Origin of the sequence: Oxynema mangrovii CENA135 (genome assembly GCF_016632315.1) — a bacterium.
In the GTDB taxonomy this organism is placed as follows: Bacteria; Cyanobacteriota; Cyanobacteriia; order Cyanobacteriales; family Laspinemataceae; genus Oxynema; species Oxynema aestuarii.
Map to the genome: position 1 here is coordinate 1,458,286 of NZ_JAEOXH010000001.1, position 26,389 is coordinate 1,484,674.

Consider the following 26,389-nt stretch of genomic DNA (forward strand, 5'->3'; position numbering starts at 1 on the left):
GGGTGGCGAACGGCGATCGCCCGGCGGCGCAAAAGCGTTGGGTACCGAGTTGTAGTTGGCGCGAACCTCTTCTAAACTTCCATAAAAGCCTTTTCTCGCGATTTAGCCATCCATGCTCACAGAAAACGAATCCATCGAGAAGAATGCAGACGCGATCCGCGTCAAAGTCCTCAGCGAGGCGCTGCCGTACATCCAAAAATTTGCCGGACGGACGATCGTCGTCAAGTACGGCGGGGCGGCGATGAAAGATAGTACCTTAAAAGACCAAGTGATGCGAGATTTGGTCTTTTTGTCTTGCGTGGGGGTTCGTCCGGTACTCGTCCACGGCGGCGGTCCGGAAATTAATAGTTGGTTGGGCAAACTGGGAATCGAACCCCAGTTTAAAAATGGCTTGCGGGTGACCGATGCGGCGACGATGGACGTGGTAGAAATGGTCTTAGTCGGTCGGGTCAATAAAGAAATTGTGTCCCTGATCAACCAGGCGGGGGGTTCGGCGATCGGTTTGTGCGGTAAAGACGGTAATTTAATCACGGCGCGACCCCAGGGACAGGAAGGGATCGGCTTTGTCGGCGAAGTCAGTACGGTCAATATCGACGCGATCGATACCTTGGTCAATGCGGGTTACATTCCCGTGGTGTCGAGTGTGGCGGCGGACGAATCGGGACAAGCTTACAATATCAACGCCGATACGGTGGCGGGAGAATTGGCAGCAGCCCTGGGGGCTGAGAAGTTAATCTTGATGACGGATACGGCGGGGATTTTACAAGATTACCGCGATCCGTCAACCTTGTTAACGAAAGTCGATATACAAGGGGCGCGAGAATTAATTAAGGACGGCACCGTAGCGGGGGGGATGATTCCGAAAGTGACCTGTTGCGTGCGATCGCTGGCTCAGGGAGTGCGCGCCGCTCATATTATTGACGGTCGGATTCCTCACTCCCTGTTATTGGAAGTGTTCACCGATTCCGGGATCGGCTCGATGATCGTCGCTTCGGAGTTTATGCCTTAGACCGAGGCAGAAACAAGGGGGGCGTGGGGCGGCGATCGCCCGGACGCGCCCCCAGGGAGGTTCACAGATCCCCGGGTAAAACCCCGCGTACCCGGCGCGAACGACGGGTGCGGTCGTAGCGGGGGGCGTAGGGATCGGTGGTTTCGATCAGTGTGGGGTTAATTAAGATCGAGCGATCGATCGTCGGGTTGACCAAGGTGGGATTGACGAGGGTGGAGTTACGAATTCTCACCGAATGGCGATCGGGATAGGACTGGCGGTAGCGATCGCGGTAAATGACTTGAGGCGATCGGTAAACGGGGGCGGGATGGTAAAGACGCGGGTTATAGGGATAAGACGGTTGTCCGATTTGTACGGACCAACCGCGATCGCCGACGGTGATGGAAAAGTCCGCACGGGCCGGAGTGGCGCCGATTCCGGCAAAGGCGATCGCCGCGCTCAAGGGGGTCAGAACGGCGAGCAGGGGGCGACGGAAACAAAATCGGTCAGATCGAAACATGATGTAAGAACCTCATCGATACGGATTGGAGAAAAGGAAATCGGGGTTAGGGGAGTTGACGGGAGTGCGGGGAAAAAGATTCGTAGGAATGGCGATCGCCGCGTTGCGAGAAGCACGGCGATCGCGCTAAGCTCGGAACGCATTCAAGGCTTACATTGCTAAAGTATCGTGAGTTCTCAAACCCCAGAGCGGTTTCGCAGCGAATATCAAGCAGGTCGATATGCCTTCGAACGGGGTCGCTATCGCGAGGCGATCGCCCATTTAGAAGCGGCTAGAGAAGAAGTAGCCCGCCAATCGCGCCTCGGGGGTGAGGTGCAAATGTGGTTGGTCAGCGCCTATCAAGCGGCGGGATTGCGTCAGGAGGCGATCGCCCTGTGTCGCGAACTGTCGCGCCATCCGTCCTTCGAGACGCGCAAACAAGGGCGGCGCTTGCTTTACATCCTCGAAGCCCCCGAACTGACGACGCGACCGGATTGGCTGGTCAAAATTCCCGACCTCAGCGAGATGGAACAGGGGGAATCGAAAGTCAGCCAACTGAGTGCGGAAGCGGTCGCGAAGCGGCGCCCGCCGAAGCAGCAGCAACGAGAGGAACCGCCGATCGATTGGTCTGAAGTGAATACCGAGGACAATCGGTTTATTTGGATTGCGATCGCGGCGATCGTCCTCCTGCTGGGCATTTGGGCGGGATGGAGTTAGGGTTCGCCCGGGGCCGACAACAGATCGGCGATCGCCCGAATTACAGTTTCCGGTTCCACGGGTTTGAGCAACTGGCCATCGAAGCCCTCCGCCAGCAGGCGTTCCGTGGCCGAAATGCCGTCCGTGAGGGCGATCGCCCGAATCGGCGACCCCGATCCCCCCTGACGATGTCTCGCCTCGTGGAGTAACTCGCATTCCGTCGGATCGAGTACCGCCAGGTCGCCGACCAAGACCTCCGGGCGATCGTCATTCCCGATCTCGATCGCCTCCGAGACCGACGCCACGCGATCGACGCGCATCCCGTATCGTTCCAAGATCGTACAGATGCCATCAAAACAGTCCGCAAAGCGATCGAGCCACACGACCCGCACCCCGTCCAAGGGATCCGGAACCGACGAGGGCGATCGCTCCCGATCCGACGGCGACCCCTCGAAACTGCCGCGCAAGGGCAACCGCACCGTAAAACAGGTACCGCGACCCACCCCCTCGCTGTACGCCTTCACGGTTCCGCCGTGCATTTCCACCAGATAGCGGACGATCGCCAAACCGAGACCCAACCCGCCGAACTTGCGCGTCGTGCTACTGTCCGCCTGACGGAAGCGGTCGAAAATAAACGGTAAAAACTCCGGATCGATCCCTTCTCCAGTATCGGCGATCTCGATTTGAGCATATTCGGGTTCGGGAAGGGGGATCTCCCTGGGGTTGACGGCGCCTTCGCCGTCCCGGGTCGGATCCTTCGTCGTTTCCAGGCGGATGGTAATTCGTCCGCCCGAGGGGGTAAACTTGACCGCATTCGAGAGTAAATTCCAGAAAATTTGCTGCAAGCGGTTGGCGTCTCCCATCACCGGGGGGATGTCGGCGTCGAGATCGGCGTCGAAGGCGATCGCCTTCGCTTGCGCCGCCAGACGCACCGACTCGATCGCCGCCCCTAAAAGGCGATCGAGGGGAACGGATTTGACCTGTAAATTTAACTTACCCTGCAAAATACTGGAAATATCGAGTAAATCCTCGATTAAACGGGATTGTAACTGGGCGTTACGCTCGATCGTCTCTAAAGCTTTATCCATCGTCGCCCCTTCAAAGTTGCGATTGCGCAATAACTTCACCCAGCCTAAAATCGGGTTGAGCGGGGTTCGTAATTCGTGGGACAAGATCGCCAAAAACTCGTCTTTGACGCGGTTGAGCGCCTCCGCTTCCGACCGAGCCGCCCGTTCCAACTTCAAGAGGCGATCGCGCTGCGCTTCGACGCGCTTGCGTTCGGTTTGGTCGAGAACGAAAGATAAAACCGTCTCTTCATATCCAGCTAACAAGGTACTGCTGACCAGGATCTGACGCCGATCGCCGTCCGGGCGTAAGTATTCCTGCTCGAAGGTCGGCGTTCCCTGACGTAAGCGTCGCGCGTCGAGATCGCGCAAGTCGGGGGTCACCATCGGCGACCAATGCAAGCCTCCGGCGTCGAGATCGCTGCGCTTGGCGCCGACAATTTCTAAAAAAGCATCGTTGGCGTAAGTCAACTCGCCATCGAACTTAGCGATCGCAATACCGATCGCGTTCGACTCGATCGCCCCTCGAAAGCGCGCCTCGCTGTCTCGCAACGCTTCTAACGTTTGTTCCACCTCCCGACGCGCCCGCCGTTGGGCCTCAAACAGCCGCGATCGTTCCAACGCCAACGCACATTGTTGGCTCAACGCCATCACGAAGGAGAGGTCGTCGCGACTCAAGGAGCGTTCTTCGGCAAACCCAAACGCCAAGGCGCCGATCGCGCGATCGTTTAAAATCATCGGGCTGACAATCAGAGAACGATGGTTCCCCAAGGCTTGCACCGCCGCCAGATGGGGATAGCGTTCGTCTCGTTGCGCCGCATTTTCCAAGACGATCGTCGTCTTCGTGCGGGTGGCGTCGGCAATGGGAACCGCCGCCGTGGCGCTAAATCGCTGCCACTGTTCCACCACCTGGGGAGGATAGCCGACCATGCGGATGTTGTGGAATTCCTCGGCGTCCTCGTCGAGGATCGAGACAATCCCCATCGTGGCGCCGAGGGTCGCCAGGGCCGTATTGACGATCGCGTCCGCCACGTCCGACGCCGTGAGGGCTTCCGAAAGTCCCGCCGTGACGTAGTGCAATCCCGCCAGACGTTCGTTCGTTTGTTCCGCCAGTTGGCGCAACTGCTGTTCTTTGACCAGTAGGGTCGCCCGTTCCGCCTGAATGCGCTGGCGTTCGGTGACGTCGTGCAAGGTACAGACCCCCGCGACGATTTCCCCGTCGCGGTTGCGAACGGGAGTGGAATGAGTGAGTAAGGTGCGGCAGATGCCATCCCGACGGCGGATTTCGACGGGTTCTTCGACGACGACTTCTCCGGTGGAGATCGTGCGCGCCAGGGCGATCGCCTCGACGGCGTCCGGATCGCGATCGCCGGGTTCGACGGGATGCACTTTCAAGTCTGCCGCCACGGGAGTGACCGGGGTGGGTTCGGTGTCGAACCACTCCCGGACGCGGTCGTTGGTCAGTAAAATGCGGCCACTGGGCGCCTCGGCGACCACGACCCCCGCAGGCATTTGTTGTAAGACCGCTTCTAACAGCCGTTGTTTGGTGGCGAGGCGATCGAGCAGTTGGTTGCGTTCCCGTTCCATCTGCTTGCGATCGCTGATATCGAGATTGATCCCGACCCAGGAGGCGATCGCGCCGTTCTCGTCGCGCAAGGGACGCCCTCGGGTCCAGATCGTATGTTCTCGACCGTTTTTACCGATAATTTTATATTCGCAGTCCCACACCTGTCCCGTCGCCAAACAGTGACGCCACGCGGCCAAAGTCGGGGCGACGTCGGGAGGGGTCAAGCGTCCGATCCAGCCGGAAGCACGACATTCTTCTAACGTCATGTCGAGCAGATGGAGGAACGAGGCGCTGACGTAGGTGACCTTGCCCTCGCGATCGCACATCCAGACCCCGAACGGCATGGCGTCGGCCATAATTTGATAGTGGGCTTCGGCGCGTTCGCGTTCGGCAATTTCCCGGGCTAAGGCGCGATCGAGTGCTTCTCGATCGGGTAAATTCAGGGCTTTGGGGAGAGAGGGGAGCGCGACGATCGCGGTTCCGAGGGCGATCGTCGCGGTGAGTGCTTTGACCCAACCCGAGAGCCACTCATCCGGGTGCCACCAGATCCACGCCGCCATTAAATGGGTCGTCCCCGAACTGAGGAGGACGGCGACGAATAAGAAAAATAGCCAGCGAAACGGCAAGTCCCGACGTTTTTGGAGCGCGTAAAGGACGACGAGGGAGATCGAATAATAGGCGATCGCGATGGCGAGATCGGAGATCGAATGCAGCCATACTAACCCCGGCTTCCACAGAAAATCTTGTCCGTGGGATAGGAAAGAACCGAAAACCGAAAGGTTCGAGAGGGCCAACATTTTTCAACACAGAACTATCAAAAATTTGCACGCGATCGAGCCAACTATTTTACGGGGTTCGACCTCTGTCGCGATCGTCAGTAGGCTTGATTTCGCTTCATTTCGATTGTAGGACTTGACGGCGATCGATGAAGGCGGGTTGCGGCACGTGAAAAACCCGATTGTTCGAGGGAACAATCGGGTTAGAATGAGTCCGCTTCAGCGATAGCTTCACAACGCCGGAGGCGGATCGCGATCGCGACGGCAAGGCCGGATCGTACCGGGGGTTAGGGGTAGCAACTATTACTCTTGGGAAACGACTTGGGGCAGACCCAAACTGTAATTCATCACCCGACTGTTGAGGTTGTAACTCAATTCGCCCTTTTGCAGGAGCGATCGCACGAAATGTTCCAAATCCGAGCCGATCCGACGCAAGTTGTACTCGGTCAACGGTTCGCCTCGATAAGCAGCGACCAATTCGTCAAATTGACGGTAGACCTTTTGTACGGCTTCGTCGCTCCAGTTGAGTTCGTTATCCGGATCGATGTCGAGGGTTAAAACATCATTGCTGGCGACGAGTTCTCCTTCTAGGACTTCGGCAGCAAAAATGTGGATGTGACGAGTTGTGGACTTGAGTAACATAACGAGAATTTGACGGGCAACAATAAGACTACAATCATTTTGACATGCTCGTTGAGATTGCGAGAGTTCGATCTCCCCGAACGGCGATCGCCGAGGTCGACGACGATGGCAACCGGGAGTTGGCCGAGGATTCGACAGTATTCGTGGCGGGGCTGCTCGCGAGAATTCGTGGGGGGTTGGAGGATGGCGATCGCGACGTTAACCCACTCGTTCGCAGGCGATCGTCCGTGACATTGGCATCGAGCGCGGCGACAATAAGCTAGTTTGAATGAGATAGTTTTTCAACCCATACGGCTCTACCGACAACAGCGTACAGGCGCGAGGAAACCCCATGCAAAACCCGGCGGCAAAGATTTACTGTCCCAATTACACCTGTCAAACGGCCAACCCCCATACCGCTAAATTTTGCAAGCAATGCCGCACTCCTTTACCGAAGCGTTACCTCTGGGGAGTGGGAAAGGGTGTTGACAACTATCAGCCGGGGGACATCCTCGCGGAGCGCTATCAGGTGATGACCCGGCGCGTTTTTCTGGATACGAAACCGGGTCAAGTCCCGCAAGTCTGGGTAGATCTGCCCGAATCGACCGTTCCCTATTTGAAGTTGTTTCCCTACCGCCTGCACGTCCCTCAAATTTACGGCGTGCTTTCGGAAAACGGCAATCCGACGGTGCAGCCGATTTGGTTGCTCGAACAAGGGGCGATCGCCGTCGTCCCCCAAGGGGAAGCCACGGCGTCGAATAACGGCAATCCTGCGGTGCGCGTCGAGTTGTTGCCGAGTTTGCGAGAAAGTTGGAAACAGGCGTCTCCCCTGCGCCAGCTCTATTGGTTGTGGCAGATCGCCCAATTGTGGCATCCCTTTGCTAAGGAGAAAGTGGTTTCGACCCTGGTACAACCGGAGTTATTGCGGGTGGAAGGGTCAATTTTAAAGATATTGGAACTGAAGTTCGATCGCGGACAAACTATCGAACTCGATCGCCTCGGTCGCTTGGGAAGGCAGTTGCTCCCTCATGCGGATCCCCTGGTGGCACCGTTTTTAGACCAACTGTTCGGGATGCTGGAACGATCGCAAATCCGCACTGCCACCCAACTGCTCGAACTGCTCGATCGCGCGATCGCCACGACGTCGCGACTGTATCGGCGCACTTACCAGCTCGCCACGGGAACCGATCGCGGCCCGACCCGCCGTCGCAACGAAGATGCCTGCTATCCCGCCAGCGAGACCGAGATCGCCATTCCCCCGGACGGGTCGGTGCTGGCGATCGTGTGCGATGGGATTGGCGGACACGAAGGGGGGAACGTCGCCTCTCAATTGGCGATCGAAGCGGTACGAGACAACCTCCAGCCCCTCTTGGAGCGTCCGGTCCCCTTAAACCCCCAAACTCTGAACAATACCCTGGAAGGGGCCGTCCGCGCCGCGAACCAACTGATTTCCGAGCGCAATGACGGTCAACAGCGACAGGGACGCCAACGCATGGGAACGACCCTGGTGATGGCGTTCGCCCGCGATCGCGAAATCTACCTCACTCACGTCGGCGACAGTCGCGCCTATTGGATCACCCGTTCCGGATGTCGGCAAGTCACTTTAGACGATGACGTGGCCTCCCGAGAAGTGCGCCTCGGCTACGCTCTTTACCGCGATGCCTTGCAACAAGGGGCTTCTGGCTCTTTAATTCAAGCCCTCGGCATGGGGGCATCGGCGATCTTGCATCCGACGGTGCAACGGACGATCCTGGATGAAGATAGTGTATTTCTCCTGTGTTCCGACGGCTTGAGCGATAACGATCGCGTGGAACAATATTGGGAAACGGAGATTTTGCCGATTTTAACGGGGGAATTGAACGTGCGCCGCGCGGTGACGAAGTTGATCGATATCGGCAACTACCATAACGGACACGATAACGTTACCGTCGCCGTGCTGTTTTGCCGGGTCGAACCCGATCCCGACGCTCGCCTCAGTCCGCATCTCTTACTCGAACACCTCGAATCGATCCCGACCACAAACACCGGGGAACGCGACCCCGCCGAGGCGAGTTCCCGCGAAGCCGATACCCAAATTCCGAAGAAAAAGGGGGGCGACACCCAGCTCGTCCCCCCACCCCAGACCAAGCCGAACTCGCTGCTGTCCTGGCCCGTGGCGTTGGCGGCGATCGCCCTGTTGGGGGTCGGCATCGTCGCGGTCTTAATGGCGACGGAACGCTGGCAAAATCCGATCGCCCAGTACAGTCCCTCTCCCGTCGTCGATTCCGGCAAGATCGCCCGCGACCGTCTCGATCTCAAAGCCTTCTACCGCTTGGAACTGACGACGAATGCCAACGACAATGGCAATAACGTGCGCCTTTTGCTCGCCGAACCCGTCGAGTCCGCCAGCGCTACCGAGGCGATCGTCGGCATGATTCCCGTGGGCAGTATCGTGCAGATTCAGCAAAAACAACAGCTTCAAGGGGAGTCGGAAATCTGGGTCAAACTGCAAGTTTGTGCGATCCCCAACGCGCCGGATCCGGGGAACGACCCCGCCACCTCCGGACGATCGCCCGATCTCCAACTCGAACACCAATCGTCGCCAATCCCTCCCTCGGATTCCGCGATCGCCCATTCCCCAGCCAACCATCTGACGACCCCTTCCCCGGTCAAAGCCGGGCAAATCGGCTGGATTCGGGAAACTCGCCTGCTCGGATCCGTGCGCGAACACCGCCATCTCCACGCCGACGACATCGAAAACTGTACCCCACTCCCCGCCGAAGGCGCCAATTCTCCCCCCACCGATCGCCCCCCGACGACAACCTCGACGCCGTAAGCCGCGATCGCGATCTCCAAACTTTCCCCCCTTTTTTGCCCCCTCATGGGCGCAAATCTGAATAAATCGCAAGGATCTCCCGTACCGGATCCGGTCTGCGCTACGATCCGACGTATCTTATGGGGGCGATTTGCCGATCGCCCCTACCTGACTATTTTTTCGGTTAAATCGATGATTATTAAAAAACAACGTACCTCCGCCACCATAATTTCCGTTGCCTTAACTTTGTTGTTGTTCGTCACGGCTTGCGGCGGTTCGTCGAAACAAGCCTCGCGCTGGGATTCGGCCCAACGTCAAAGCACCGAACAAGTCAATACCTCTCGTTCCTCCGGCAGCGCGCAAGTCCTTCCCGGAAGTGCTTTCAACCGCTTTTTTCCCCTTTCCGGCAACGGTTTCGAGCGGGTTTACACCCAGGAAAAACAAGGCTCGGCCTTAGCGAAATTGAAACAAGGGGGCAAGGAAATTGCGGTATTGTCCATTACCGATACGGCCAACAATCCGAAAGCGGCTGAAAAATTCCAAAACAGCACTAAACAAGTGGCCGGATATCCCGCGTATTCTTTAACCCCAAAGGATACGGCAATTTTGGTCGCCGATCGCTTCCAAGTCAAAATTCAATCGCGAGACGATTCGTTTACCCCAGGAGATCGGGAAGCCTGGTTACAAAAATTTAACTTAAATGGTTTAGCCGGATTGAAATAGCAAGTCACCAATCGGGAGGCTTAAACATGAGATCTAAAGATCTATAACCTCTGGCCTATAACTTTTGGCCTCTTAGCCCTTCCCTGTTGCCTATGACCGCGTAACTTTTGCCTTCTCAAATTACAAAATCTAGACATCACCAAAGGAGCCGAACGTGAGTAAACCAATCTATGAATTAGTTGACGAATTACCGACTAATAACATCACCATTTACGTTTTAAGATCCCTCGATTTTGTCGTTCCCGGGGAATGGGAAAACCTCGTAGGCTTTGAAAACACGATCCGTCGCGTTACCGAAGTCGAAGACGATGAAGTCATTCAAGCCATTGGCGAACGGGCGATCGAACTTTATAACGATAAATCTCAAGGATACCAACGAGCCTTGTGGATTTATCAAACTGTCGATAGTTTTGGTGGAACTCTCGGTGCAGCCGCCCTCGCCAATAAGGTGGGCGAAAAAGTCGGCTTCTTGGGCTTCTTAAATCGGCTCACCCCGAAACCGGACAAAGCCCAAACTATCGACCTGTCCCTCAAATTGGTGGCCGAACTGATTGCCTTTTGCCAAATTAACGGCATTCCCGGGGACAGTATCGGGGATTTCGTCGCGTCTTTGGGCGATTACGGCGGCGAATCGTTGATGCGGATGGCGGCGTTAGTCTGTCTGGACGGTTTGATTCCCCTCGGGCCGGACTTTATTCTCAAAACCCAAGAAATTATCGGCAACTTGAGCGCTTCGGACATCAAAGAAAATGGGATGTTCCAAAAACTCAGCAGCGTCATTCCCGGTGGCGATGCGGCGGGACAACTCGGGTTTATCGGGGAAAGTTTTGCCTCAACCTCTGGCTGGATGAGCAATTTCGTCGCTTCTCGGGGCTTGACTCCGGAGAAGGTGGTCAACAACATCCAAGAATTTATCGAAGTGTCTGACGATAAATTAGACTACCTCGGTGCTTTTCTGGACATGACAACGAATTACTATGAGCATACGGGGATTCAAACCCTAGCTCGTCGGTTAGTCGAACGAGCAGTTGCTGAGATTTAAAGGATACAGCGTCAATGGCACCAGAAGATAAAAAGCCCAAGGGAAAACCTCCGGCGAAAGCGGCGAAAAAGGAAAAACCTCCTGCGGTGGAAGATAAACCTTTTGCCGAGTTCGTCGAACAACACTACATCCCGGCTCTCAAAGAAGCGCTCGGCAAACAAGGTCTCGACGATCTGGAGCTGAGTTTTGCCAAGCAAAAGGTTGCGGCCAGTTTGGGAGAGAATGGGGATTGCGCTCAAGTGATTGGCCGTTGGATGAACGGACGGCGGCAGTTTAATATTTACTTCCCGGCGGAGGATATTAAAGGGCCGAGGGCTTTTTCTTGCTTTGAAGGGTCGAGTCAACCGAGTACGTTGGAACCGTTTTTGATTGACGAACGCAAGATCGATTTAGATTTGTTGGTCTTTTATGTGGTGCAGCGTTTGAACGGTCAAAAGTGGCTCGGCCCGAATTAGTGACTGGATGCTTTCCCGCGCAGAGGTTAAGGGTTCCCGATGGGGAAGCGTTACCCGGGGAGGGTGAAGGTCGGGTCAGAATTCATTAAAGCGATAGAGGACGACTCCAGTGATGGGGTCGTTTTCTATGCTGACGTAACCGGAGGAGACCATTTTGGTAAGGGTGGCTTCGACGTCGCTAAAACCGATTTCGGTATCCATGACGGCTTGGGTGACGGAGAGCTGGCCGCCGCGTGCTTGGGCGGCTTTGAGGAGTTTGATGGCGATTTGGTCGTGACGGTTGGGGGTGAGGGTTTGGGCGATCGCCGCTTGCTGGTTTAAGGGAATGCCGCGTTCGGAAATCCCGAGTTTCGCGCGAATTTTGGCTTGTTGTTCTTCGGCCATTCCCGGAATCAGGAAGACATCGACGATCTGACCGAGACCGAATAAGCCTCCGGTGCAGAACCACAAGGCGCCGGAGAAGATTTTGCCGTTATAAAGTCGGTGCAAGCCACTGATGCCGACCCAACCGACGACCCAGAGTAAGTAACTGGTGCCGATCCGTTTTTGGAGGTCTTCGTCGGCGGGGACGAGTTCGCCGCGAGGGGAAGGGGAGGGCGCGATGGGGGATACGGAGGGCGCCGGGTTGACGATCGCCCGGGCGGGAGAATGCTGTAGGTTTTGGAGAACCTCCCTCGCACTGTGATAGCGGCGCGATAGGGGATTTTCGAGCAGTTTGTCGAGGACGCGGGCGAGGCGATCGCTGACGGTGCGATCGACTAAATAATCGCGCCATACCCATTTCCCCTCGCGGGAGTCGAACAGGTCGAACGGTTCGATTTGAGTGAGCAAGTGAACGCAGGTGACGCCCAAGCTATACAAATCGCTGGCAAAGGTGGCTTTACCGATGGTTTGTTCCGGGGCGCAATAGCCCGCACTGCCGATGACGGTTCCGGTATGGCCCAAGGTGGCGGCGGTGACGGCTTTAGCGGCGCCGAAGTCTACGAGAAATAGCTGGCCGTCGCGATCGCGCCGAATGATATTTTCCGGTTTGATGTCGTGGTGGATGACTTCTCGCTCGTGGATGAATTCTAAAATCGGCAGGATATTTTCGAGCAGTTCTCGGATTTGTCGTTCGTCAAAGGTACCCGTGAGGGCGAGTTCTTCGGCTAAGTTCTGACCGTCTACGAACTCTTGCACGAGATATTGCCGTCCTTCTTGGTCGAAATGAGCCAGGAGGTCGGGAATTTGCGGGTGTTGTCCGAGTTGTTCCAAGCGGATCGCTTGTTGTCGGAACAGTTCGCAGGCTTTTTGGTAGTGGGAACTCCGTCCTTCGTCGGGGGTGTAGAATTGCTCGATCGCACAACGGGGGTGGGAGGGTTTGTATTCGTCTACGCCGACAAAGGTGCGCCCAAATCCTCCCGAACCAATCAGTTTGACGGGACGATAACGATCGCCGAGCAGCAGTTTCGCGCCGCAAGTCTGGCAAAACTGGGAGCGATCGGGATTATTCGGTTGCGGACAGTGCGGATTGAGGCAAACAGTCATACGGGGACGCCATCGAGCTAATGCCTTTCCTTTTATGTTGGCACAATCTCCCCGGACTCTGGGCGATCGCCCCACGGGTCTCGGTCGGTGGCGATCGGGTTTTGTTCCCCAACCGGACCCAAACCGGGGGCGATCGCCGAAAAAGTTGAGTAATTCTACTCAGTTATTGCAAATTTTTAACAAAAATTGACTGACTGTTGCGAATCTTAACGCGATCGGATGCGGTCAACTCAGTTTAGACTGATAGACTGAAGGCAATACGACTTCACGGGCGTATAACTCTAGGCACGCCTTAAGGGCGATCGACCTACTCAAGCGGCGATTTCGTCGGCGTTTTCGGGTCGGATACTCGTCAGACACCCGTCAGGCACATTTAAGAACATCAACAACGAATCCTATGGTAGATTCCCTCAAAAAACCTGCCTTTGATGAAATTCGCCCTGGGGTCAAAGCCCCGGCGAAGGACACCATCCTCACCCCTCGGTTTTACACCACCGACTTCGAGGAGATGGCTCAAATGGACATCTCCCCGAATGAAGACGAACTCCAAGCGATTCTCGAAGAGTTTCGCACCGACTACAACCGTCACCACTTCGTCCGTGACGACGAGTTCGAGCAATCTTGGGATCACATCGACGGCGAAACGCGCAGGTTGTTTGTCGAATTCTTAGAACGTTCCTGCACGGCTGAATTCTCCGGCTTTCTGCTTTACAAAGAATTATCCCGTCGTCTCAAAGGCAAAAGCCCGGTTTTAGCCGAGTGCTTCGCCTTGATGTCCCGCGACGAAGCCCGTCACGCCGGATTTTTAAACAAGGCGATGTCGGATTTCAAATTATCCCTGGATTTGGGATTTTTGACCAAAAATAAGAAATACACCTTCTTTAAACCGAAGTTTATCTTCTACGCGACCTATTTATCCGAGAAAATCGGTTATTGGCGCTATATCACGATCTATCGCCACTTAGAAGCGAATCCCGAACATCGGATTTATCCGATTTTCCGCTTCTTTGAAAATTGGTGTCAGGATGAAAACCGCCACGGCGATTTCTTCGATGCGATTATGAAATCGCAACCGCAAATGCTCAATGACTGGAGAGCGAAACTCTGGAGCCGTTTCTTCTTGCTCTCGGTCTTTGCTACGATGTATCTTAATGATATCCAGCGTTCCGGATTCTACGCTTGCATCGGTCTTGACGCCCGTGATTATGACATTCACGTGATTCGCAAGACCAACGAAACTGCAGGACGGGTGTTCCCTCTGGTTCTGGATGTAGACCATCCCGAATTCTTCAGTCGGTTGGACACCTGCACGGAAAATAATGTTAAACTTGCCGAAATAGCGAGTTCTAACACGCCGAAATTCTTGCAGTTTTTCCAAAAACTACCCCTTTATCTTTCTACTGCCTGGCAACTTCTGCGTCTGTATCTGATGAAGCCAATCGAAGTGACATCGATGGAAGGGGTAGTTCGTTAGTCAGTATTCCGGTTTCGCTCCTCTGTTGTTTCGTCTTTCGGCTCTGCACTGTCGCAGGGCCGTTTTTATTGGTTTTATTGAGGGAGTTGTTTGCCTGTTGCCTGTTGCCTGTTGCCTGTTGCCTGTTGCCTGTTGCCTGTTGCCTGTTGCCTGTTGCCTGTTGCTTCTTGCCTCCAAAATTCCCATGAAAACAACCTGCCAATCTCGTTTATCTCTTCGTTTATCTCTGCCGAACTCTGGCTTTTGGCTTGTGAGTTTTTTCTTCTTTATTCTTTCTCCAATGGCGATCGCCCAAACTTCGGATGCCGAACGGTTGGATCTCGATCCGGAAGTGATTGAAAATAGCCCGGTTTTACAACGGTGGTTGGAAGAGGTTCCTGATGTTTTAGACGATATTCGTAACGATCCGAGTTTTAAAACCCGAGTGCGGTTGGGTTACTCGCAATTTAGCGACGCGGACGACAGTAGCGGCGTCCAAATTGGGGTGGAAGATATCTTTCTCGGTCGCACCGGATTGACTCTGAGTGGGGATTATCAGGCCAGTGGGGGCGATCGCTCGGGCGGCGGTGCGGAATTGCGCTATTACCTGCTACCTTTGGGCAATTACGTCAATATTGCTCCGGTTCTCGGCTACCGCCAACTCGAATCTGAGGATTACTCGATCGACGGTTTACAACTCGGCGGGCGGGTGATGTTGGCCCTGTCGCGCACGGGGGCGGCAGATATTGCCCTCGGATACAGTCGGGTAGGGGTCGGCAGTGAAGAAAGCGGGGGTTTGTTTTCTGTCAATGTCGGTTATGCGGTTTTGCCACAACTGCGTTTGGGGGCGGATTGGCAGCGACAAGATGCAGAAGATGAGGGGGAAAATCGCTGGGGTCTCGTGTTGGAATGGATGCCCTAAGTTAGGGGTTGGGCGAGGCGATCGCGAGGCACTTATTGCCAGAATAAAAGATTTTAATTCAATCCCTCGAAAAACATTTATTGTCTCGAAGCTTTTGTCATAAAATCTTAATACAAGAACAAAGAAGCAGCGCGATCGCGAATTTCAACAGGCATGAGTTTTTATATTGCTCCGAAGTTTTTAGACAAATTAGCGGTTCACATTACCAAGAACTTTATGGATTTACCCGACGTTCGGGTTCCCTTAATTTTGGGAATTCACGGACGCAAGGGCGAGGGGAAGTCCTTTCAGTGCGAACTGGTGTTCGAGAAAATGGGCGTCGAAGTCGTTCACATGTCGGCGGGAGAACTCGAAAGCCCGGACGCGGGGGATCCGGCGCGCTTGATTCGCCTGCGTTATCGCGAAGCTGCCGAACTGATTCGCACGCGCGGCAGAATGTCGGTGTTGATGATTAACGACCTCGACGCCGGGGCCGGACGATTCGATCGCTCCACCCAGTACACGGTCAACACCCAACTGGTCAACGGGACGTTGATGAATATTGCGGACAATCCGACCAACGTGCAGTTACCGGGGAGTTACGACGAGACCCCCCTGCACCGGGTCCCGATAATCGTCACCGGAAACGACTTTTCGACCCTCTACGAACCGTTAATCCGTGACGGTCGCATGGAGAAATTTTACTGGGAACCGACCCGGGACGATCGCATCGGTATCGTGTCGGGAATTTTTGAAGCGGACGGACTCTCGCGCGCTCAAATCCAACAGTTAGTGGATACCTTCCCAGAGCAGTCGATCGACTTTTTCGGCGCCTTGCGATCGCGCTTGTACGACGAACAAGTGCGTAAATTCATCGACCAAATCGGCTTAAATCGGGTCTCGTCGCGCTTGCTCAAAAGTACGGAAGGGGCGCCGAAGATCGAGCGACCGAACTTTAATCTAGAACATTTGCTCGAAATCGGTCATCTGATGTTCGACGAACAAGACCGAGTGCGTCGGATGCGCCTGTCGCGGGAGTACATGAGAATTGACGATCGCGACGACGACGAGGAAATCCGGCCCGCGCGATCGCCGCAAGCGGGGAAAGCGGTAGGGCGCAACCGCACCGAACGCAGCCAACCGGAAGCCACACCCCGGGCGAATAACCATTCGGCTAACGAGGGAACCTTACCTTCAGAGATTGCCGAACCGTTGCAACAACTGACGATCGCCGGATATAACATCGGCATCGAATTCGTCGATAAACGCCGTTTCCAGACTAATTCCTGGAAAACTTGCGCCTGTATCGCCAGCGATCGCCACGAGGAAGCGGCCCGGGAATTAGCCAATTGTTTGCAAACCCATCCCAACGACTACGTGCGGATTGTCGGGATCGAACCGCAAGCGAAACGCCGGGTCAGCGAGACGATCGTTCAACGTCCCAACCGCTAAAGGGTCGAACCCACCCTATTGAACGCTGGTGACTTCTCCCAGGCGAGTAAAGCGGATCTCGATCCGACGGCGGGTTTCGTCCGCGTTGCGATTGATATCCGCAAATCCGCCACTGGGAGAGACCAGTTGCGCGGCGGAATAGGCGCGAAATTCCAACCCTTGCAAGCGTTTTTCGTTTTTCTGAATATTCTGTAAAATCTGCACCACCGCCAGCGATCGCATCAACCCCAAATCCGCATTAGAACCGGGAACCAGTTGACTGACCGCCGTATTGCCACGCGCCACTTGTTCCAGGGAGCGATCGAGATTGCTGGCGCTGCTTTCGTTCGGTTGTCCGTCGGTATGGCCGATAATTTCTACTACATCAATTTGATATTGTTTGGCGTTCGCTTCGATTTGCGGGACTAACTGCGATCGCACGTAACTTTCTAAAGCATCGGGAACTTGGGCGCTCCCCGACTCAAACCGATAGGAACCCGTATCTCGAATCACGATGATTGGCGGTGCTTTGGGCGTTTCTAGCTCTTCTTTTAAGCGTCCCTTCAAATCTTCCGTTTGAGCGTTGAGCGCTTGATTTCGGGCAGCTAGGGCTTGATTTTGTTGCGTTAAAATGCCGATTCTTTGTTCCGCCGACGCCGCGCGATCGCGCTGTTTGTCCAAACTATTTTCTAACCCGACAAGCTGTTCTCGCAAGGCGGCTTCGGTTTCGCGCATACTCGAAATCGAAACCAACGGTTTAATAATCGCCAGCAATAGCAGAAAACTGAGAATCATAAACGCATTGGACATTAAGTCCGTAAATGCGGGCCAGATATCAAAATCTTCTTGAATTTCTTCCAATCGCGATCGCCCGCGTACCATTCGCCCTTCCTCCCGGTGAAAATTATCGTAACTTGACCCAGTTTTTAACTTGGGTTAGCTCGACTTCCGCTTAAAACATAAGTTTCTTCAAATAGGATAACAAATCCGCTATTTTTCCTAACTCGGCCCACAAACAGACGGTTTCAGACAAAACGATGGGTAAATTCGCAGGTTAAATCGATTCTCCCTTTGCGTAACATCGCCGGATCGAGTCGTTCGGTCGTGTTACAGGTCATCAAAAAGACGATTTTCTGGGTTTCTTGGAGGCGGCGATCGTCGATGATACTTTGATAAAGGGTTCCATCGAGCAAACTTAAAATATGCTCGGTTCGATTGCTTTGTTGGGCGATTTCAGTAGAGCGGTCTTGCGCCAAGTTATCCGCTTCGTTGATAATAATACAAATTCGCTCTAAATAATTGGGCGGAATAAAGTTTTCTACCCCGTCGCGATCGAGAATAAAAATCGTATAGCCGAGAGGGACTAAAATTTCTTTAGCCACCGCTTGAGTCCAAGCCGTTTTACCCGTTCCCGGAACCCCATGAACGAGAATCGCCAATTGATTTTGGTTAAAAATCGCCTGTTGCACCGCATCGGTGAAAATCTGAATATCTTGAGGAAAAGAACGAATTTCAAACTCGCTATTAAGTTGTCCGACGCGACTGTGATAGCCACTTAACATGACCGCGAGATTGTAGGTTGCTTTATTGATTAATGACCCGAGTTCTCGGGAAATTAGGGTATAACGTTTTTGCGAACGTGTCCCAGTTTGCATTTGTCCGAGATAGTCAATTTGCAACCAAATATCATGGGATTGCCAATAAGCGAAAATGGTTCCCATGGTTTGCAGGCGTTCCCAACTGACAAAGCGTTCGACGGGATAGTAAAAACTTCGGTCTTGATAAACTTGGGTAATCAGATCGGGGCGGTCTAATAAATCTAAGATCTTAAAAACGGTAATTTCCTGAAAGCGACGCAATACGTAGTCAATAGGAATGCTATCTCGACTGACAATTTGTTCCGTGGGAGTATCGATACTGAGGGTGTCGCATTCTCGATAGTTGGGTGTGGGTGGGTTTGGGGTGATGTAATCCCAAAATTCATCGAGATCGCCTCGGGTATAATCGGAAAAAAGATTAAAAATATTCGCCCACCAAGCATAATCTTTCCGTCCGAGGGCGTCGGCGACATCGCTAATTACATCGAGGGTTTTTTTGGTGAGTTCAAAGGTATCGTTACAGCAAAGATGATAGAAAAAATTCCAGTCAAATTCTCGATAAAGCGGTCGCCAACCTGCACCGAGTAATCCCTGTTCTGGGGACGAATTGGCGCGATCGCGATCGTGGGAGTTCCCAAAATATCCGGTTCCCATAAGTTGTATTATTTCTGAGGAATGGCGATAGAAAAAAAGGGATTTTAAATCCGCTCAATTTCAGGCGGTTAACACGATAAAATCGGTTGTATTTAGGATGAGTTTCGATCGCGGGGTGGGATGAAGGCGATCGCCCGAGACCCGATCGATCGACCCGATTGAGTCGGAATCGATCTTGATACTACATAAATACTACACAGTTGTCAAGTCTGCGGATGGTAAGCTGAAGGCGCGATCGCCCGGACTGGCGCCCCAATCCCGGGGTATAGTGAACAATTCAACCCAATTCATTACGGGTGGAGGAGGGGAACATGCAATTATCCGAACCCGAAATCGATCGCTTTTACCGTCTTTATTATTCTTTATTAATTGATGTCAACCAAAGAATTAATGGATTTGAAGAATTACGCGAACTGGAGGATTTAGTTAATTTTACGATCGCAGAAATTGAAATTCTTCGCCGACAGCTTTATCAACATCCGGAATTTTTAGACCGATTTCTCGAAGACAATCCGCGAGATTTTTCTTCAGAAGATTTAAACTTAGTTCGCAGTTGGAAAACCTTTATTAAAGGGAAATTCTATATTTTTGGATACCGCGAACAGTACACCCTATTTTTAGTCGATCGCAAACCGAGTAAAGTTTATGGGGTGTTAGCTTTAGATATTCCATTTCGCGAGTTAATTGGAAGTGCATTACCCGCGATCGTCGAAACTGTGTTACTTCCTTTTGGCGATCGCATTATTTACGACGGTATTTTACAATCTTATCCGTTTTATTTCGGCTGTAGCATTCGCGGAACGCTTCAAGATTCTTATCAAGAAGCGGAATCTCAATTTGGGATTATTACCCGTTTAGACGAACCCGTTCGCCAAAAAAGGGAAGAATGCAGACCGCAAGCGGCGATCGCGTCGATGAGTGACGAAGCCTTAATCGACTATTATATCGAACACGAAGGCGATCGCGCTCGATATCGCGAACAACTCGAAACCGCGATCGCCAATAATGCTAAACTAGCCAAACAGTATTATCAAAAAATAGGTCAATATAGCGCCGATCGCCTTGCCGAAAAATATAAAAAAATTGGCATCAAAAAAGCCTGGATTGCTTTTTACGAAGATACGGCGATCGCCACCGGAACCACAAAAGCAGAACTCGAAGGAATTTTGAAAAAACTTCTGTCCGTACAAAAACGGAAAAATGTTTATATTCATCGATTAAAATAAACCAAAATAGTTTAAAATAACCCTAGATAATGTCAACTCTTTTATAAAAAGCCAAAAATACAATTTTTGAAAAAATAACTCATTTCAAATTTGTTGCCATCGCCCTATCGACCGAAGGTTTAAACTCGATAATTTTAACTGGATAAAATGATGTCTGACTTTCGATTTCTTTTACCTTGCTGTGTCCTCATCCTCGCCGGATGTAATGCGATCGCGCCGACAGGCGATCGGCCCGCGACAACCCCAGAAACTACGAATACAGCAACGGAGGCGATCGGTAGCGAAACGACCCCAAGCGCCCCCAATCGCCTCGAAACGGCAGTTTTATCCCCCCAACCGATTCGCATTTCCGCCGCCAACCTCCCCGAACCGTTCCACAGCGACAGCGTCGCCAAACCGCCGCAAGTCGTCCCCATTCCCGATCGCCCCATTTTAAACGTCCCCGAAGGATTCGAGGTCAACATTTTCGCCGAAGGACTGACGAGTCCGCGTTGGTTGGCGCTGACGCCGACCGGAGACGTTCTGGTGACCGAAACCCCAAACAACCAAATTCGTCGCTTGCGCGATACTGACGGCGACGGCGTGGCGGACGAGCAAAATATCTTTGCCGATCGCACAAATGGCTTAAATTTACCCTTTGGGATGGCATTTGCCTCCGATTCATTCTTTTTAGGAAATACTGGAGAAGTCCGCCGTTTCAACTATCAAAACGGACAAACTCAACTCACCGGAACCGGAGAAAAAATTGCCGACTTACCGGGAGAAGGATACCGCCAACATTGGACGCGCAATGTAGTTGTTTCTCCCGACGAACAGCAGCTTTACGTTTCCGTCGGTTCGCGATCGAATGTAGACCGAGAAGAATTACCGCGCGCTTCCGTTCAAGTGATGAATTTAGACGGATCGCAAGTCGAAACTTTTGCCTTTGGTTTGCGTAATCCAGTGGGGTTAGATTTTCACCCGATAACGGGAAAACTTTATACGACAGTTAACGAACGCGATGGCTTGGGAAATGATTTAGTTCCGGACTATTTGACGGGATTGAATCGAGGGGAATTTTACGGATGGCCTTATGCCTATTTTTCCCCACAAAACTTAGACCCACGCCGGACGGTCAACGGACGCAGCGAAGCGCCCGAATTAGTCCAAAAAACGAAAATGCCCGATGTTTTATTTCAATCCCATTCTGCGGCATTGGGGTTGCAATTTTACGACGGTGAAAGCTTTCCAGAACGCTATCATAATGGGGCATTTGTGGCCTTTCGCGGCAGTTGGAACCGCGATCGCGCGACGGGATATAAACTCGTTTTCGTGCCTTTCGACGAGAACGGACAACCCCAGGACTATTATGAGGATTTTCTCACCGGATTTTTGGCGAATGAAGAAACACCGACCACCTGGGGACGCCCGGTTAGCGTTTTAGTTTTAAACGATGGTAGTTTATTATTTACTGAAGAATCGAATAACCGCATTTATCGGATTCAGTATCGACCGTAAACAATAGCAAAGGCGATCGCCTATTTCTAAATAATTTTAGAGCTTTTCTCGCAAATATACGATAATTTTTTGGGACTGGTTTCATTCCGATCTACAGCATTTTCCTCGGCTATGCAAGACATTTAGATCCCCCTAAATCCCCCTCGCCAGGTAGGGGTTTGGTTACCCAACCCCTACTTTCCTCGTTGCCCCCGAAATCCCCCCAACCCCCCTTTCAAAGGGGGGCGAAGGGGGGATAGGGCGATCGGCACTGTACCTCATCAGACGCCCGAGTGCTGTATCTACCTGACCAATCTGAAAAAACCTATATCCGTTTTACGGACAATCACGGTTGGAAATCGTACCGTCTGGCATAATCGTTTCACATAACTTTGCTTTTTCCATTAACGCCCCTTTTACACTGGCATAGGTAAAATCAACCCGGGTTAAATCAGCCCCGGTAAAATCAACATTAGGTAAGCCCGTTTCTCCGGCGGGGGTAAAGCCAACTGCTTGAAAATCTGCCCCGGTTAAATTGGCATTTCTAAAATTAGTATCGCTCAAGTAAGTACAAGTTCCCGCCCCACAAGAAAAATCGGCTTGAGATAAATTAGCCCCCTCAAAATTTGCCCTTGCTAGGTTAGCTTGTCTCAAAATCGCTCTTTCCAGATTCGCCTTGGAAAAATTCGCGTCGCTTAATTGGGTGGCTCCAAAGATCGCCTCTTGAAGGTTGGCGCCGGAAAAGTCGGCTTCGTTGAAGTTTCGTAAGGCGAAATCCTGAAAAGCAAGGTCACAGTTTTGACAAGAATTGATTTCTCGATTTAAAAATCTCTCTTTTTTAATTTCGGGTCGATTGGAATCGGCAATTAAAATTGCGGGTACGGTCACAAATCCGGCGAGGTAACAGACGCAACCCAAGGCGCAAGAGCGAGGATTTATCCATTTTTGCCAAGGCAAACGGGAATCTTTTTGAGGTGAGTTGTGATGGTTGTCTTCCATATTTGCCCTCGAAGAGAAGGGGGACTTATACAGGAGGTGAAGTGACGCGCAAACTGAAAAGCTTGGATCTGATTCTAATCTAAAAATTGAATCTCTTGCTTTTTGCCTCTTGTTAACGCTGTCCCCAAAAAAAATAACCCTCACGGAGGAGGGTTGGGAAAATTGAAGATTTAGGCCGAGCAACGGACATTATTCAGGCAGGTTGTTGCTGGCGTAAGCATCCATGCGGTAAGCGGGAACGCGATCTTTATAGTCGATATCTTGTCCGGTAATGCTTTTCGCTAATTTCTCGAAGGATTCGGAACGCCAGTTACGTTCGTGGATGGGTTTGCTTTGTTCGCCTCGGAAGTAAGCTTGGGTTCCGATGACGGCGACGGCGGCCCAACCTGCGATAAATAAGGCAATCAAAATTGTGAAGGTAGCCATATCTGCGATCTCCTCGATTGAAATTTACAAAATTTACAAGTTTACAAAGGTACAAATGTACAAAAAATGTAGATTAAAGCGAATTGAAGCGGTTTCTAACTGACCCCTGCCGCGACTAAGAGCAGTCCGGTAAATAAGAGGATGGAGAAGGCGCCTTGGAGCATGTAACGGCGTTGCTGGGCTTGAGAGGGATATTTAGCGTAATACATCTTCGGTTCGGTGGCGTAGTTGTTGAGGATGCCGCGTTCGTCGGTGGTGGTGTACATGAGTAGGAACTCCTTTCGTTTGCCTTGTTGTTAACTAATGTAACGCAATGTAAAGAAATATTACTGTGACTTGACAAGAAGAAACTCGTGATGTTCGTCACGAGGGGGGAAGGGTTGGGGCGCCGACGGCGGGCAAAACTGAGGGGGATGTCTGTTGTTTTATGCCTTGATTCAGTTAGAGTGAAAAACTGAGCAAGCCTTTAAGCAGATGATTTCCGATTGGTTATGCAGCAGCCCCCGAGCGAACACCCCCAGTTCAATTGCCTTTCGATGCAACTGAGCGGTCAACCGATTTCCGACCCGACCCAAGATACGGAATTCCTCGATCTCTACGCGAGTCTCCACTTTCACGAAGTGTGGCAAAGCATCGAGGAGGGGCGTTTTAAATTTGGGGCGATCGGTGGCACCCTGAAGCTGGCGCTCGATCGCGCCGACATGGCGGTAGACGAGAGCGAACCCCTGAGCCGTACCGTCAACTTTGACGGCGACGCGATCGCCGTTGAGGTCACCCGAGGCGGTAGCGAACGACAACCCACCTGGACTTGGACCCTCAAAAGTGGCGCCCCGGTTCTGCACGGCGGCATCGATCGCCTCAAACTCGGAAGAGCGCGACTGACGGGTCAACCGTTTTCCATCGAAGCCACCTTTGAAGTCAGCGCCGCCAACCTCGCCTTAATCGAAGCCGAACGGTTGTGGCCCCACGACATCAGTCCCAACAAACACGGCGTTCTCGAACGGCGGCTGATGCAAGAGCTAGCGGCGTTCAAACTGCAACCGTATCTCAGCCGGGTCGAACTGCGCTACAGCAGCTTAGACCGGGAACCGAGCCTCACCCAATACGAGATCGAAGCTTCGGAGACGGGATTCGATCGCCTCCAAGAAACGATCGCCCGGGTCATGGACGCCAAAACCGACGACTTCACCGAACTGGCCCAACTCGCCGAACTCGACCTGCTCCAAGATTTTGCGGGCGCCAAACTCTGGGGCTGCAATTTGAGCGGTGTCGATCTCAGTGGAGCCAACCTGCAAGGAACCAAACTGCGCGGCGCCGACTTGTGCGATGCGGATTTGAGCGAAGCCGACTTGCGCGGCGTCCAACTCGGCGGCGCCGATCTGAGTGGGGCGCTGTTGAGCGATGCCAACTTAGAACGGGCCGATTTGCATCGTTGTAGCTTGGCGTTGGCGAATTTAAGCGGCGCCAATCTGGTCGGCGCCAATTTAACCGAAGCCAACTTAAGCAATGCCAATCTCAGCGATGCCAAATTGACGGGAGCGAACCTGACCGGGGCCGACCTTCACCAAGCCGGATTAGTGTTGACCGATTTGACGGAAACGAACTTAACCGGAGTCAAAGTCGAAGGCGCGCGGTTTAAAAAAGATGCGGGTTTGTCTGTCGAAATCGAACAGATGTTAAAAGCAGGCGGCGCTATTTTTGAGGAAGCGTGAGCTAGGGGAGTGGGATGAGTGTAGAACAGGGCGATCGGCTGCTGAAAGCGGGAATCGAGTGCTATCAAAACAACGAGTTTGAGGCGGCTTTAGATGCCTGGGAGCAGGCCGGGGAAATTTATCAAAAAGTGGGCGATCGCGCCCGCGAAGGGGCGGCTGTAGGCAACTGCGGCGCGGTTTATCAGGCATTAGGACGCTTGCACGAGGCGATCGCCGCTTACGATCGACATCGGGCGATCGCCGAGGAGATCGCCGATCGCACCGGACACCTCAATGCGCTCTTTAATTTGAGCAACACTCATGCCGCTCTCGGCGACTTCGAGCGGGCGATCGCCTGCCAGCAGCAACGCCTCGCGATCGCCCGCCAACTCGGCGATCGGCGCTTGGAATGCAGCGTCCTGTCCGAGTTGCAGCGTCATTACACCACGAGTGGCAACCCTTCCCAAGCCCGAGCCTGCCAGCGCGATCGTACCCAAATCGCCCGAGAACTGTTCGATCTCAGTCCCAACCGCGATTTTCAAAACTTTTGTACCGAACTCGGTCTCGACCTGCGCCGGGACTTTGCCGGAGCGAATTTGAGTGGCTTGGATCTCGACGACGCCGATTTTGCCAACGCCAACCTCCAAGGCGCCTGTTTGAGTCGCTGTTCTCTCCAACTGGCGAACTTTTGCGGCGCCGATCTCTCCGATGCGGATCTCGTGGACACTCTTGCTATTAACGCCAACTTCAACCGCGCCAACTTACAGCGCGCCCACCTGCGTCGCGCCGATTTACGCACCAACTTAAGCGGCGCCAACTTGCAACAAGCCTGTTTGGAAGGCGCCAATTTAACCGCAGCTTACCTGCAAGGCGCCAACCTCACCGAAGCGAATTTGAGCGGCGCCAGTCTGAAAAATGCCGATTTAAAAGGGAGCAATTTGACCGGGGCCAACCTGACTGCCGTGGATTTGACCCGAGCTGAGTTGAACGAGGCGACAGTCAGCAAAACCCGCTTTGTCGCGACGATCGGACTGTCTCCCGAACTGGAAAATCAATTGCGCGATCGCGGGGCGATCGTCGAAAGCGAAAGACCCGAGAGCGAGTAAACGCGGCTCGGGCCTTGAGGTAAATGTCGAATCGATCGAACGGATGCGGCAATTTACATTAAGCCAATTTGAGACAAGATCCCTTGTCCGGTCATCAACTCGGTGAGTAGACCGATCGGAAACCCGAGCATCGCCAAACGACCGTTCCAGGTTTCCGCAAATTGGGTAAAGCCAAATTTCGTGGTTTCGTTATCCATGTTTACAATTACTCCTGCTGTTGCAATTTTTAAAAACTCAAACGTCGCACAACCGACGGGAGATCTACATTAAGCCGATTTGAGACAAGATCCCTTGTCCGGTCATCAGCTCGGTGAGCAGACCGATGAGGAACCCGAGCATCGCCAAGCGGCCATTCCAGGTTTCCGCAAATTGCGTGAATCCAAATTTGGTGGTTTCTTCGTTCATGGCTCAGAAAACATTCCTTTTGTCAACCCTTGTAATATAAGTTAACGCAAACAGCCTCGGAGTGCAACGTTTTATTAAAAAAATTTGACAAATATTGAGCAAGCCCCCCGCAGTTCCGAGGAGAGCGCCACCCCTGCAACCCTCGTCGTCGACCGCCCTGCGCGCGATCGACGACGAGGGGGCGATCGCCTCGGTATTCGTCCCGGCGAGAACTGGGGACGACCGGGGTTAAATTCTCCGGGCGAAACAAAATTACGGCTGCATCCATTCC

The 26,389-nt window shown here is 53.0% G+C and carries 25 protein-coding genes; 14 read left to right on the forward strand and 11 right to left on the reverse strand.

Annotated features, from left to right (window positions below):
• Positions 1-112 precede the first annotated feature (112 nt).
• A complete protein-coding gene (argB, locus tag JJD41_RS05655; RefSeq protein WP_200665092.1) occupies positions 113-1,009 on the forward strand; it encodes an acetylglutamate kinase in 897 nt (298 codons plus the stop codon).
• 61 nt (positions 1,010-1,070) lie between these two features.
• Here the strand turns inward: argB and JJD41_RS05660 are convergent, their stop codons facing one another.
• The gene (locus JJD41_RS05660) at positions 1,071-1,508 is read right to left on the reverse strand and encodes a hypothetical protein (RefSeq protein ID WP_200665093.1); all 438 of its coding nucleotides are present in this window, start codon (positions 1,506-1,508) and stop codon (positions 1,071-1,073) included.
• A 168-nt stretch (positions 1,509-1,676) separates the two neighbouring features.
• Here JJD41_RS05660 and JJD41_RS05665 point away from each other — a divergent pair, with 168 nt between their 5' ends.
• On the forward strand, positions 1,677-2,204 hold the full coding sequence (locus JJD41_RS05665; protein ID WP_200665094.1) for a tetratricopeptide repeat protein: 528 nt from the start codon (positions 1,677-1,679) through the stop codon (positions 2,202-2,204).
• Here JJD41_RS05665 and JJD41_RS05670 read toward each other — a convergent pair.
• On the reverse strand, positions 2,201-5,611 hold the full coding sequence (locus JJD41_RS05670; RefSeq protein ID WP_200665095.1) for a PAS domain S-box protein: 3,411 nt from the start codon (positions 5,609-5,611) through the stop codon (positions 2,201-2,203). The two genes, JJD41_RS05665 and JJD41_RS05670, sit on opposite strands and share 4 nt — an antisense overlap.
• Positions 5,612-5,893: 282 nt before the next feature.
• Entirely contained in the window at positions 5,894-6,232 is a 339-nt protein-coding gene (gene ndhM, locus JJD41_RS05675; RefSeq protein WP_200665096.1) for an NAD(P)H-quinone oxidoreductase subunit M, read from the reverse strand.
• A gap of 331 nt (positions 6,233-6,563) precedes the next feature.
• Between ndhM and JJD41_RS05680 the strand changes: the two genes are divergently transcribed.
• The 4 genes from JJD41_RS05680 (at position 6,564) to JJD41_RS05695 (ending at position 11,225) form a co-directional block, all read left to right on the forward strand.
• A complete protein-coding gene (locus JJD41_RS05680) occupies positions 6,564-9,026 on the forward strand; it encodes a PP2C family serine/threonine-protein phosphatase (protein WP_200665097.1) in 2,463 nt (820 codons plus the stop codon).
• 171 nt (positions 9,027-9,197) lie between these two features.
• Positions 9,198-9,728 (forward strand): hypothetical protein, encoded by a 531-nt coding sequence (locus JJD41_RS05685; RefSeq protein WP_200665098.1) that lies wholly within the window; start codon positions 9,198-9,200, stop codon positions 9,726-9,728.
• A 154-nt stretch (positions 9,729-9,882) separates the two neighbouring features.
• Complete coding sequence (locus JJD41_RS05690; protein WP_168569173.1) at positions 9,883-10,770, forward strand: hypothetical protein; 888 nt, start codon at positions 9,883-9,885, stop codon at positions 10,768-10,770.
• Between the two features lie 14 nt (positions 10,771-10,784).
• On the forward strand, positions 10,785-11,225 hold the full coding sequence (locus tag JJD41_RS05695) for a DUF2996 domain-containing protein (RefSeq protein ID WP_168569174.1): 441 nt from the start codon (positions 10,785-10,787) through the stop codon (positions 11,223-11,225).
• A gap of 75 nt (positions 11,226-11,300) precedes the next feature.
• Here JJD41_RS05695 and JJD41_RS25645 read toward each other — a convergent pair whose 3' ends face one another.
• The gene (locus JJD41_RS25645) at positions 11,301-12,752 is read right to left on the reverse strand and encodes a protein kinase domain-containing protein (RefSeq protein ID WP_200665099.1); all 1,452 of its coding nucleotides are present in this window, start codon (positions 12,750-12,752) and stop codon (positions 11,301-11,303) included.
• 20 nt (positions 12,753-12,772) lie between these two features.
• Between JJD41_RS25645 and JJD41_RS25215 the strand changes: the two genes are divergently transcribed.
• From JJD41_RS25215 to JJD41_RS05720, 4 genes are all read left to right on the forward strand, one after another.
• Complete coding sequence (locus tag JJD41_RS25215) at positions 12,773-12,901, forward strand: hypothetical protein (RefSeq protein ID WP_255547221.1); 129 nt, start codon at positions 12,773-12,775, stop codon at positions 12,899-12,901.
• Positions 12,902-13,149: 248 nt separating this feature from the next.
• Positions 13,150-14,226 carry a magnesium-protoporphyrin IX monomethyl ester (oxidative) cyclase gene (gene acsF / locus JJD41_RS05710; RefSeq protein ID WP_200665101.1) on the forward strand — a complete coding sequence of 359 codons (1,077 nt, stop codon included), beginning with the start codon at positions 13,150-13,152 and terminating at the stop codon, positions 14,224-14,226.
• 250 nt (positions 14,227-14,476) lie between these two features.
• Positions 14,477-15,127, forward strand: coding sequence for a hypothetical protein (locus JJD41_RS05715; RefSeq protein WP_200665102.1), 651 nt, complete (start codon positions 14,477-14,479; stop codon positions 15,125-15,127).
• A gap of 153 nt (positions 15,128-15,280) precedes the next feature.
• Positions 15,281-16,558 (forward strand): ribulose bisphosphate carboxylase small subunit, encoded by a 1,278-nt coding sequence (locus JJD41_RS05720; protein WP_200665103.1) that lies wholly within the window; start codon positions 15,281-15,283, stop codon positions 16,556-16,558.
• A 15-nt stretch (positions 16,559-16,573) separates the two neighbouring features.
• On the opposite strand, the gene JJD41_RS05725 is transcribed toward JJD41_RS05720, so the two are convergent.
• Positions 16,574-17,398, reverse strand: coding sequence for a hypothetical protein (locus tag JJD41_RS05725; protein ID WP_234488523.1), 825 nt, complete (start codon positions 17,396-17,398; stop codon positions 16,574-16,576).
• 164 nt (positions 17,399-17,562) lie between these two features.
• Positions 17,563-18,789: an AAA family ATPase gene (locus JJD41_RS05730; protein ID WP_200665105.1), complete on the reverse strand. Its 1,227-nt coding sequence runs from the start codon at positions 18,787-18,789 to the stop codon at positions 17,563-17,565.
• 311 nt (positions 18,790-19,100) lie between these two features.
• On the opposite strand from JJD41_RS05730, the gene JJD41_RS05735 reads away from it, so the two are divergent.
• Together JJD41_RS05735 and JJD41_RS05740 are read left to right on the forward strand one after the other, a co-directional pair.
• Positions 19,101-20,015, forward strand: coding sequence for a hypothetical protein (locus JJD41_RS05735; protein ID WP_200665106.1), 915 nt, complete (start codon positions 19,101-19,103; stop codon positions 20,013-20,015).
• A 150-nt stretch (positions 20,016-20,165) separates the two neighbouring features.
• Positions 20,166-21,512, forward strand: coding sequence for a PQQ-dependent sugar dehydrogenase (locus JJD41_RS05740; protein ID WP_200665107.1), 1,347 nt, complete (start codon positions 20,166-20,168; stop codon positions 21,510-21,512).
• Positions 21,513-21,827: 315 nt separating this feature from the next.
• On the opposite strand, the gene JJD41_RS05745 is transcribed toward JJD41_RS05740, so the two are convergent.
• From JJD41_RS05745 to psb34, 3 genes are all read right to left on the reverse strand, one after another.
• Positions 21,828-22,490 carry a pentapeptide repeat-containing protein gene (locus tag JJD41_RS05745; protein ID WP_200665108.1) on the reverse strand — a complete coding sequence of 221 codons (663 nt, stop codon included), beginning with the start codon at positions 22,488-22,490 and terminating at the stop codon, positions 21,828-21,830.
• A gap of 189 nt (positions 22,491-22,679) precedes the next feature.
• The gene (locus JJD41_RS05750) at positions 22,680-22,916 is read right to left on the reverse strand and encodes a photosystem II protein, Psb35-related (protein WP_200665109.1); all 237 of its coding nucleotides are present in this window, start codon (positions 22,914-22,916) and stop codon (positions 22,680-22,682) included.
• A gap of 95 nt (positions 22,917-23,011) precedes the next feature.
• Entirely contained in the window at positions 23,012-23,182 is a 171-nt protein-coding gene (gene psb34, locus JJD41_RS05755) for a photosystem II assembly protein Psb34 (protein WP_200665110.1), read from the reverse strand.
• Between the two features lie 225 nt (positions 23,183-23,407).
• Between psb34 and JJD41_RS24655 the strand changes: the two genes are divergently transcribed.
• Entirely contained in the window at positions 23,408-24,628 is a 1,221-nt protein-coding gene (locus JJD41_RS24655) for a pentapeptide repeat-containing protein (protein WP_234488524.1), read from the forward strand.
• A gap of 14 nt (positions 24,629-24,642) precedes the next feature.
• Positions 24,643-25,713: a pentapeptide repeat-containing protein gene (locus tag JJD41_RS05765; RefSeq protein ID WP_200665111.1), complete on the forward strand. Its 1,071-nt coding sequence runs from the start codon at positions 24,643-24,645 to the stop codon at positions 25,711-25,713.
• A 53-nt stretch (positions 25,714-25,766) separates the two neighbouring features.
• Here the strand turns inward: JJD41_RS05765 and JJD41_RS05770 are convergent, their stop codons facing one another.
• Complete coding sequence (locus JJD41_RS05770; RefSeq protein ID WP_200665112.1) at positions 25,767-25,910, reverse strand: chlorophyll A-B binding protein; 144 nt, start codon at positions 25,908-25,910, stop codon at positions 25,767-25,769.
• Between the two features lie 64 nt (positions 25,911-25,974).
• Positions 25,975-26,118: a chlorophyll a/b-binding protein gene (locus tag JJD41_RS05775; protein ID WP_168569187.1), complete on the reverse strand. Its 144-nt coding sequence runs from the start codon at positions 26,116-26,118 to the stop codon at positions 25,975-25,977.
• Positions 26,119-26,389: the final 271 nt, after the last annotated feature.

Coding starts and splice junctions, on each gene's coding strand:
- argB (WP_200665092.1), top strand. CDS start 113: ATGCTCACAGAAAACGAATCCATCGAGAAGAATGCAGACGCGATCCGC.
- JJD41_RS05660 (WP_200665093.1), bottom strand. CDS start 1,508: ATGTTTCGATCTGACCGATTTTGTTTCCGTCGCCCCCTGCTCGCCGTT.
- JJD41_RS05670 (WP_200665095.1), bottom strand. CDS start 5,611: ATGTTGGCCCTCTCGAACCTTTCGGTTTTCGGTTCTTTCCTATCCCAC.
- ndhM (WP_200665096.1), bottom strand. CDS start 6,232: ATGTTACTCAAGTCCACAACTCGTCACATCCACATTTTTGCTGCCGAA.
- JJD41_RS05680 (WP_200665097.1), top strand. CDS start 6,564: ATGCAAAACCCGGCGGCAAAGATTTACTGTCCCAATTACACCTGTCAA.
- JJD41_RS05685 (WP_200665098.1), top strand. CDS start 9,198: ATGATTATTAAAAAACAACGTACCTCCGCCACCATAATTTCCGTTGCC.
- JJD41_RS05695 (WP_168569174.1), top strand. CDS start 10,785: ATGGCACCAGAAGATAAAAAGCCCAAGGGAAAACCTCCGGCGAAAGCG.
- JJD41_RS25645 (WP_200665099.1), bottom strand. CDS start 12,752: ATGACTGTTTGCCTCAATCCGCACTGTCCGCAACCGAATAATCCCGAT.
- JJD41_RS25215 (WP_255547221.1), top strand. CDS start 12,773: ATGCCTTTCCTTTTATGTTGGCACAATCTCCCCGGACTCTGGGCGATC.
- acsF (WP_200665101.1), top strand. CDS start 13,150: ATGGTAGATTCCCTCAAAAAACCTGCCTTTGATGAAATTCGCCCTGGG.
- JJD41_RS05720 (WP_200665103.1), top strand. CDS start 15,281: ATGAGTTTTTATATTGCTCCGAAGTTTTTAGACAAATTAGCGGTTCAC.
- JJD41_RS05730 (WP_200665105.1), bottom strand. CDS start 18,789: ATGGGAACCGGATATTTTGGGAACTCCCACGATCGCGATCGCGCCAAT.
- JJD41_RS05735 (WP_200665106.1), top strand. CDS start 19,101: ATGCAATTATCCGAACCCGAAATCGATCGCTTTTACCGTCTTTATTAT.
- JJD41_RS05740 (WP_200665107.1), top strand. CDS start 20,166: ATGTCTGACTTTCGATTTCTTTTACCTTGCTGTGTCCTCATCCTCGCC.
- JJD41_RS05745 (WP_200665108.1), bottom strand. CDS start 22,490: ATGGAAGACAACCATCACAACTCACCTCAAAAAGATTCCCGTTTGCCT.
- JJD41_RS05750 (WP_200665109.1), bottom strand. CDS start 22,916: ATGGCTACCTTCACAATTTTGATTGCCTTATTTATCGCAGGTTGGGCC.
- psb34 (WP_200665110.1), bottom strand. CDS start 23,182: ATGTACACCACCACCGACGAACGCGGCATCCTCAACAACTACGCCACC.
- JJD41_RS24655 (WP_234488524.1), top strand. CDS start 23,408: ATGCAGCAGCCCCCGAGCGAACACCCCCAGTTCAATTGCCTTTCGATG.
- JJD41_RS05765 (WP_200665111.1), top strand. CDS start 24,643: ATGAGTGTAGAACAGGGCGATCGGCTGCTGAAAGCGGGAATCGAGTGC.
- JJD41_RS05770 (WP_200665112.1), bottom strand. CDS start 25,910: ATGGATAACGAAACCACGAAATTTGGCTTTACCCAATTTGCGGAAACC.
- JJD41_RS05775 (WP_168569187.1), bottom strand. CDS start 26,118: ATGAACGAAGAAACCACCAAATTTGGATTCACGCAATTTGCGGAAACC.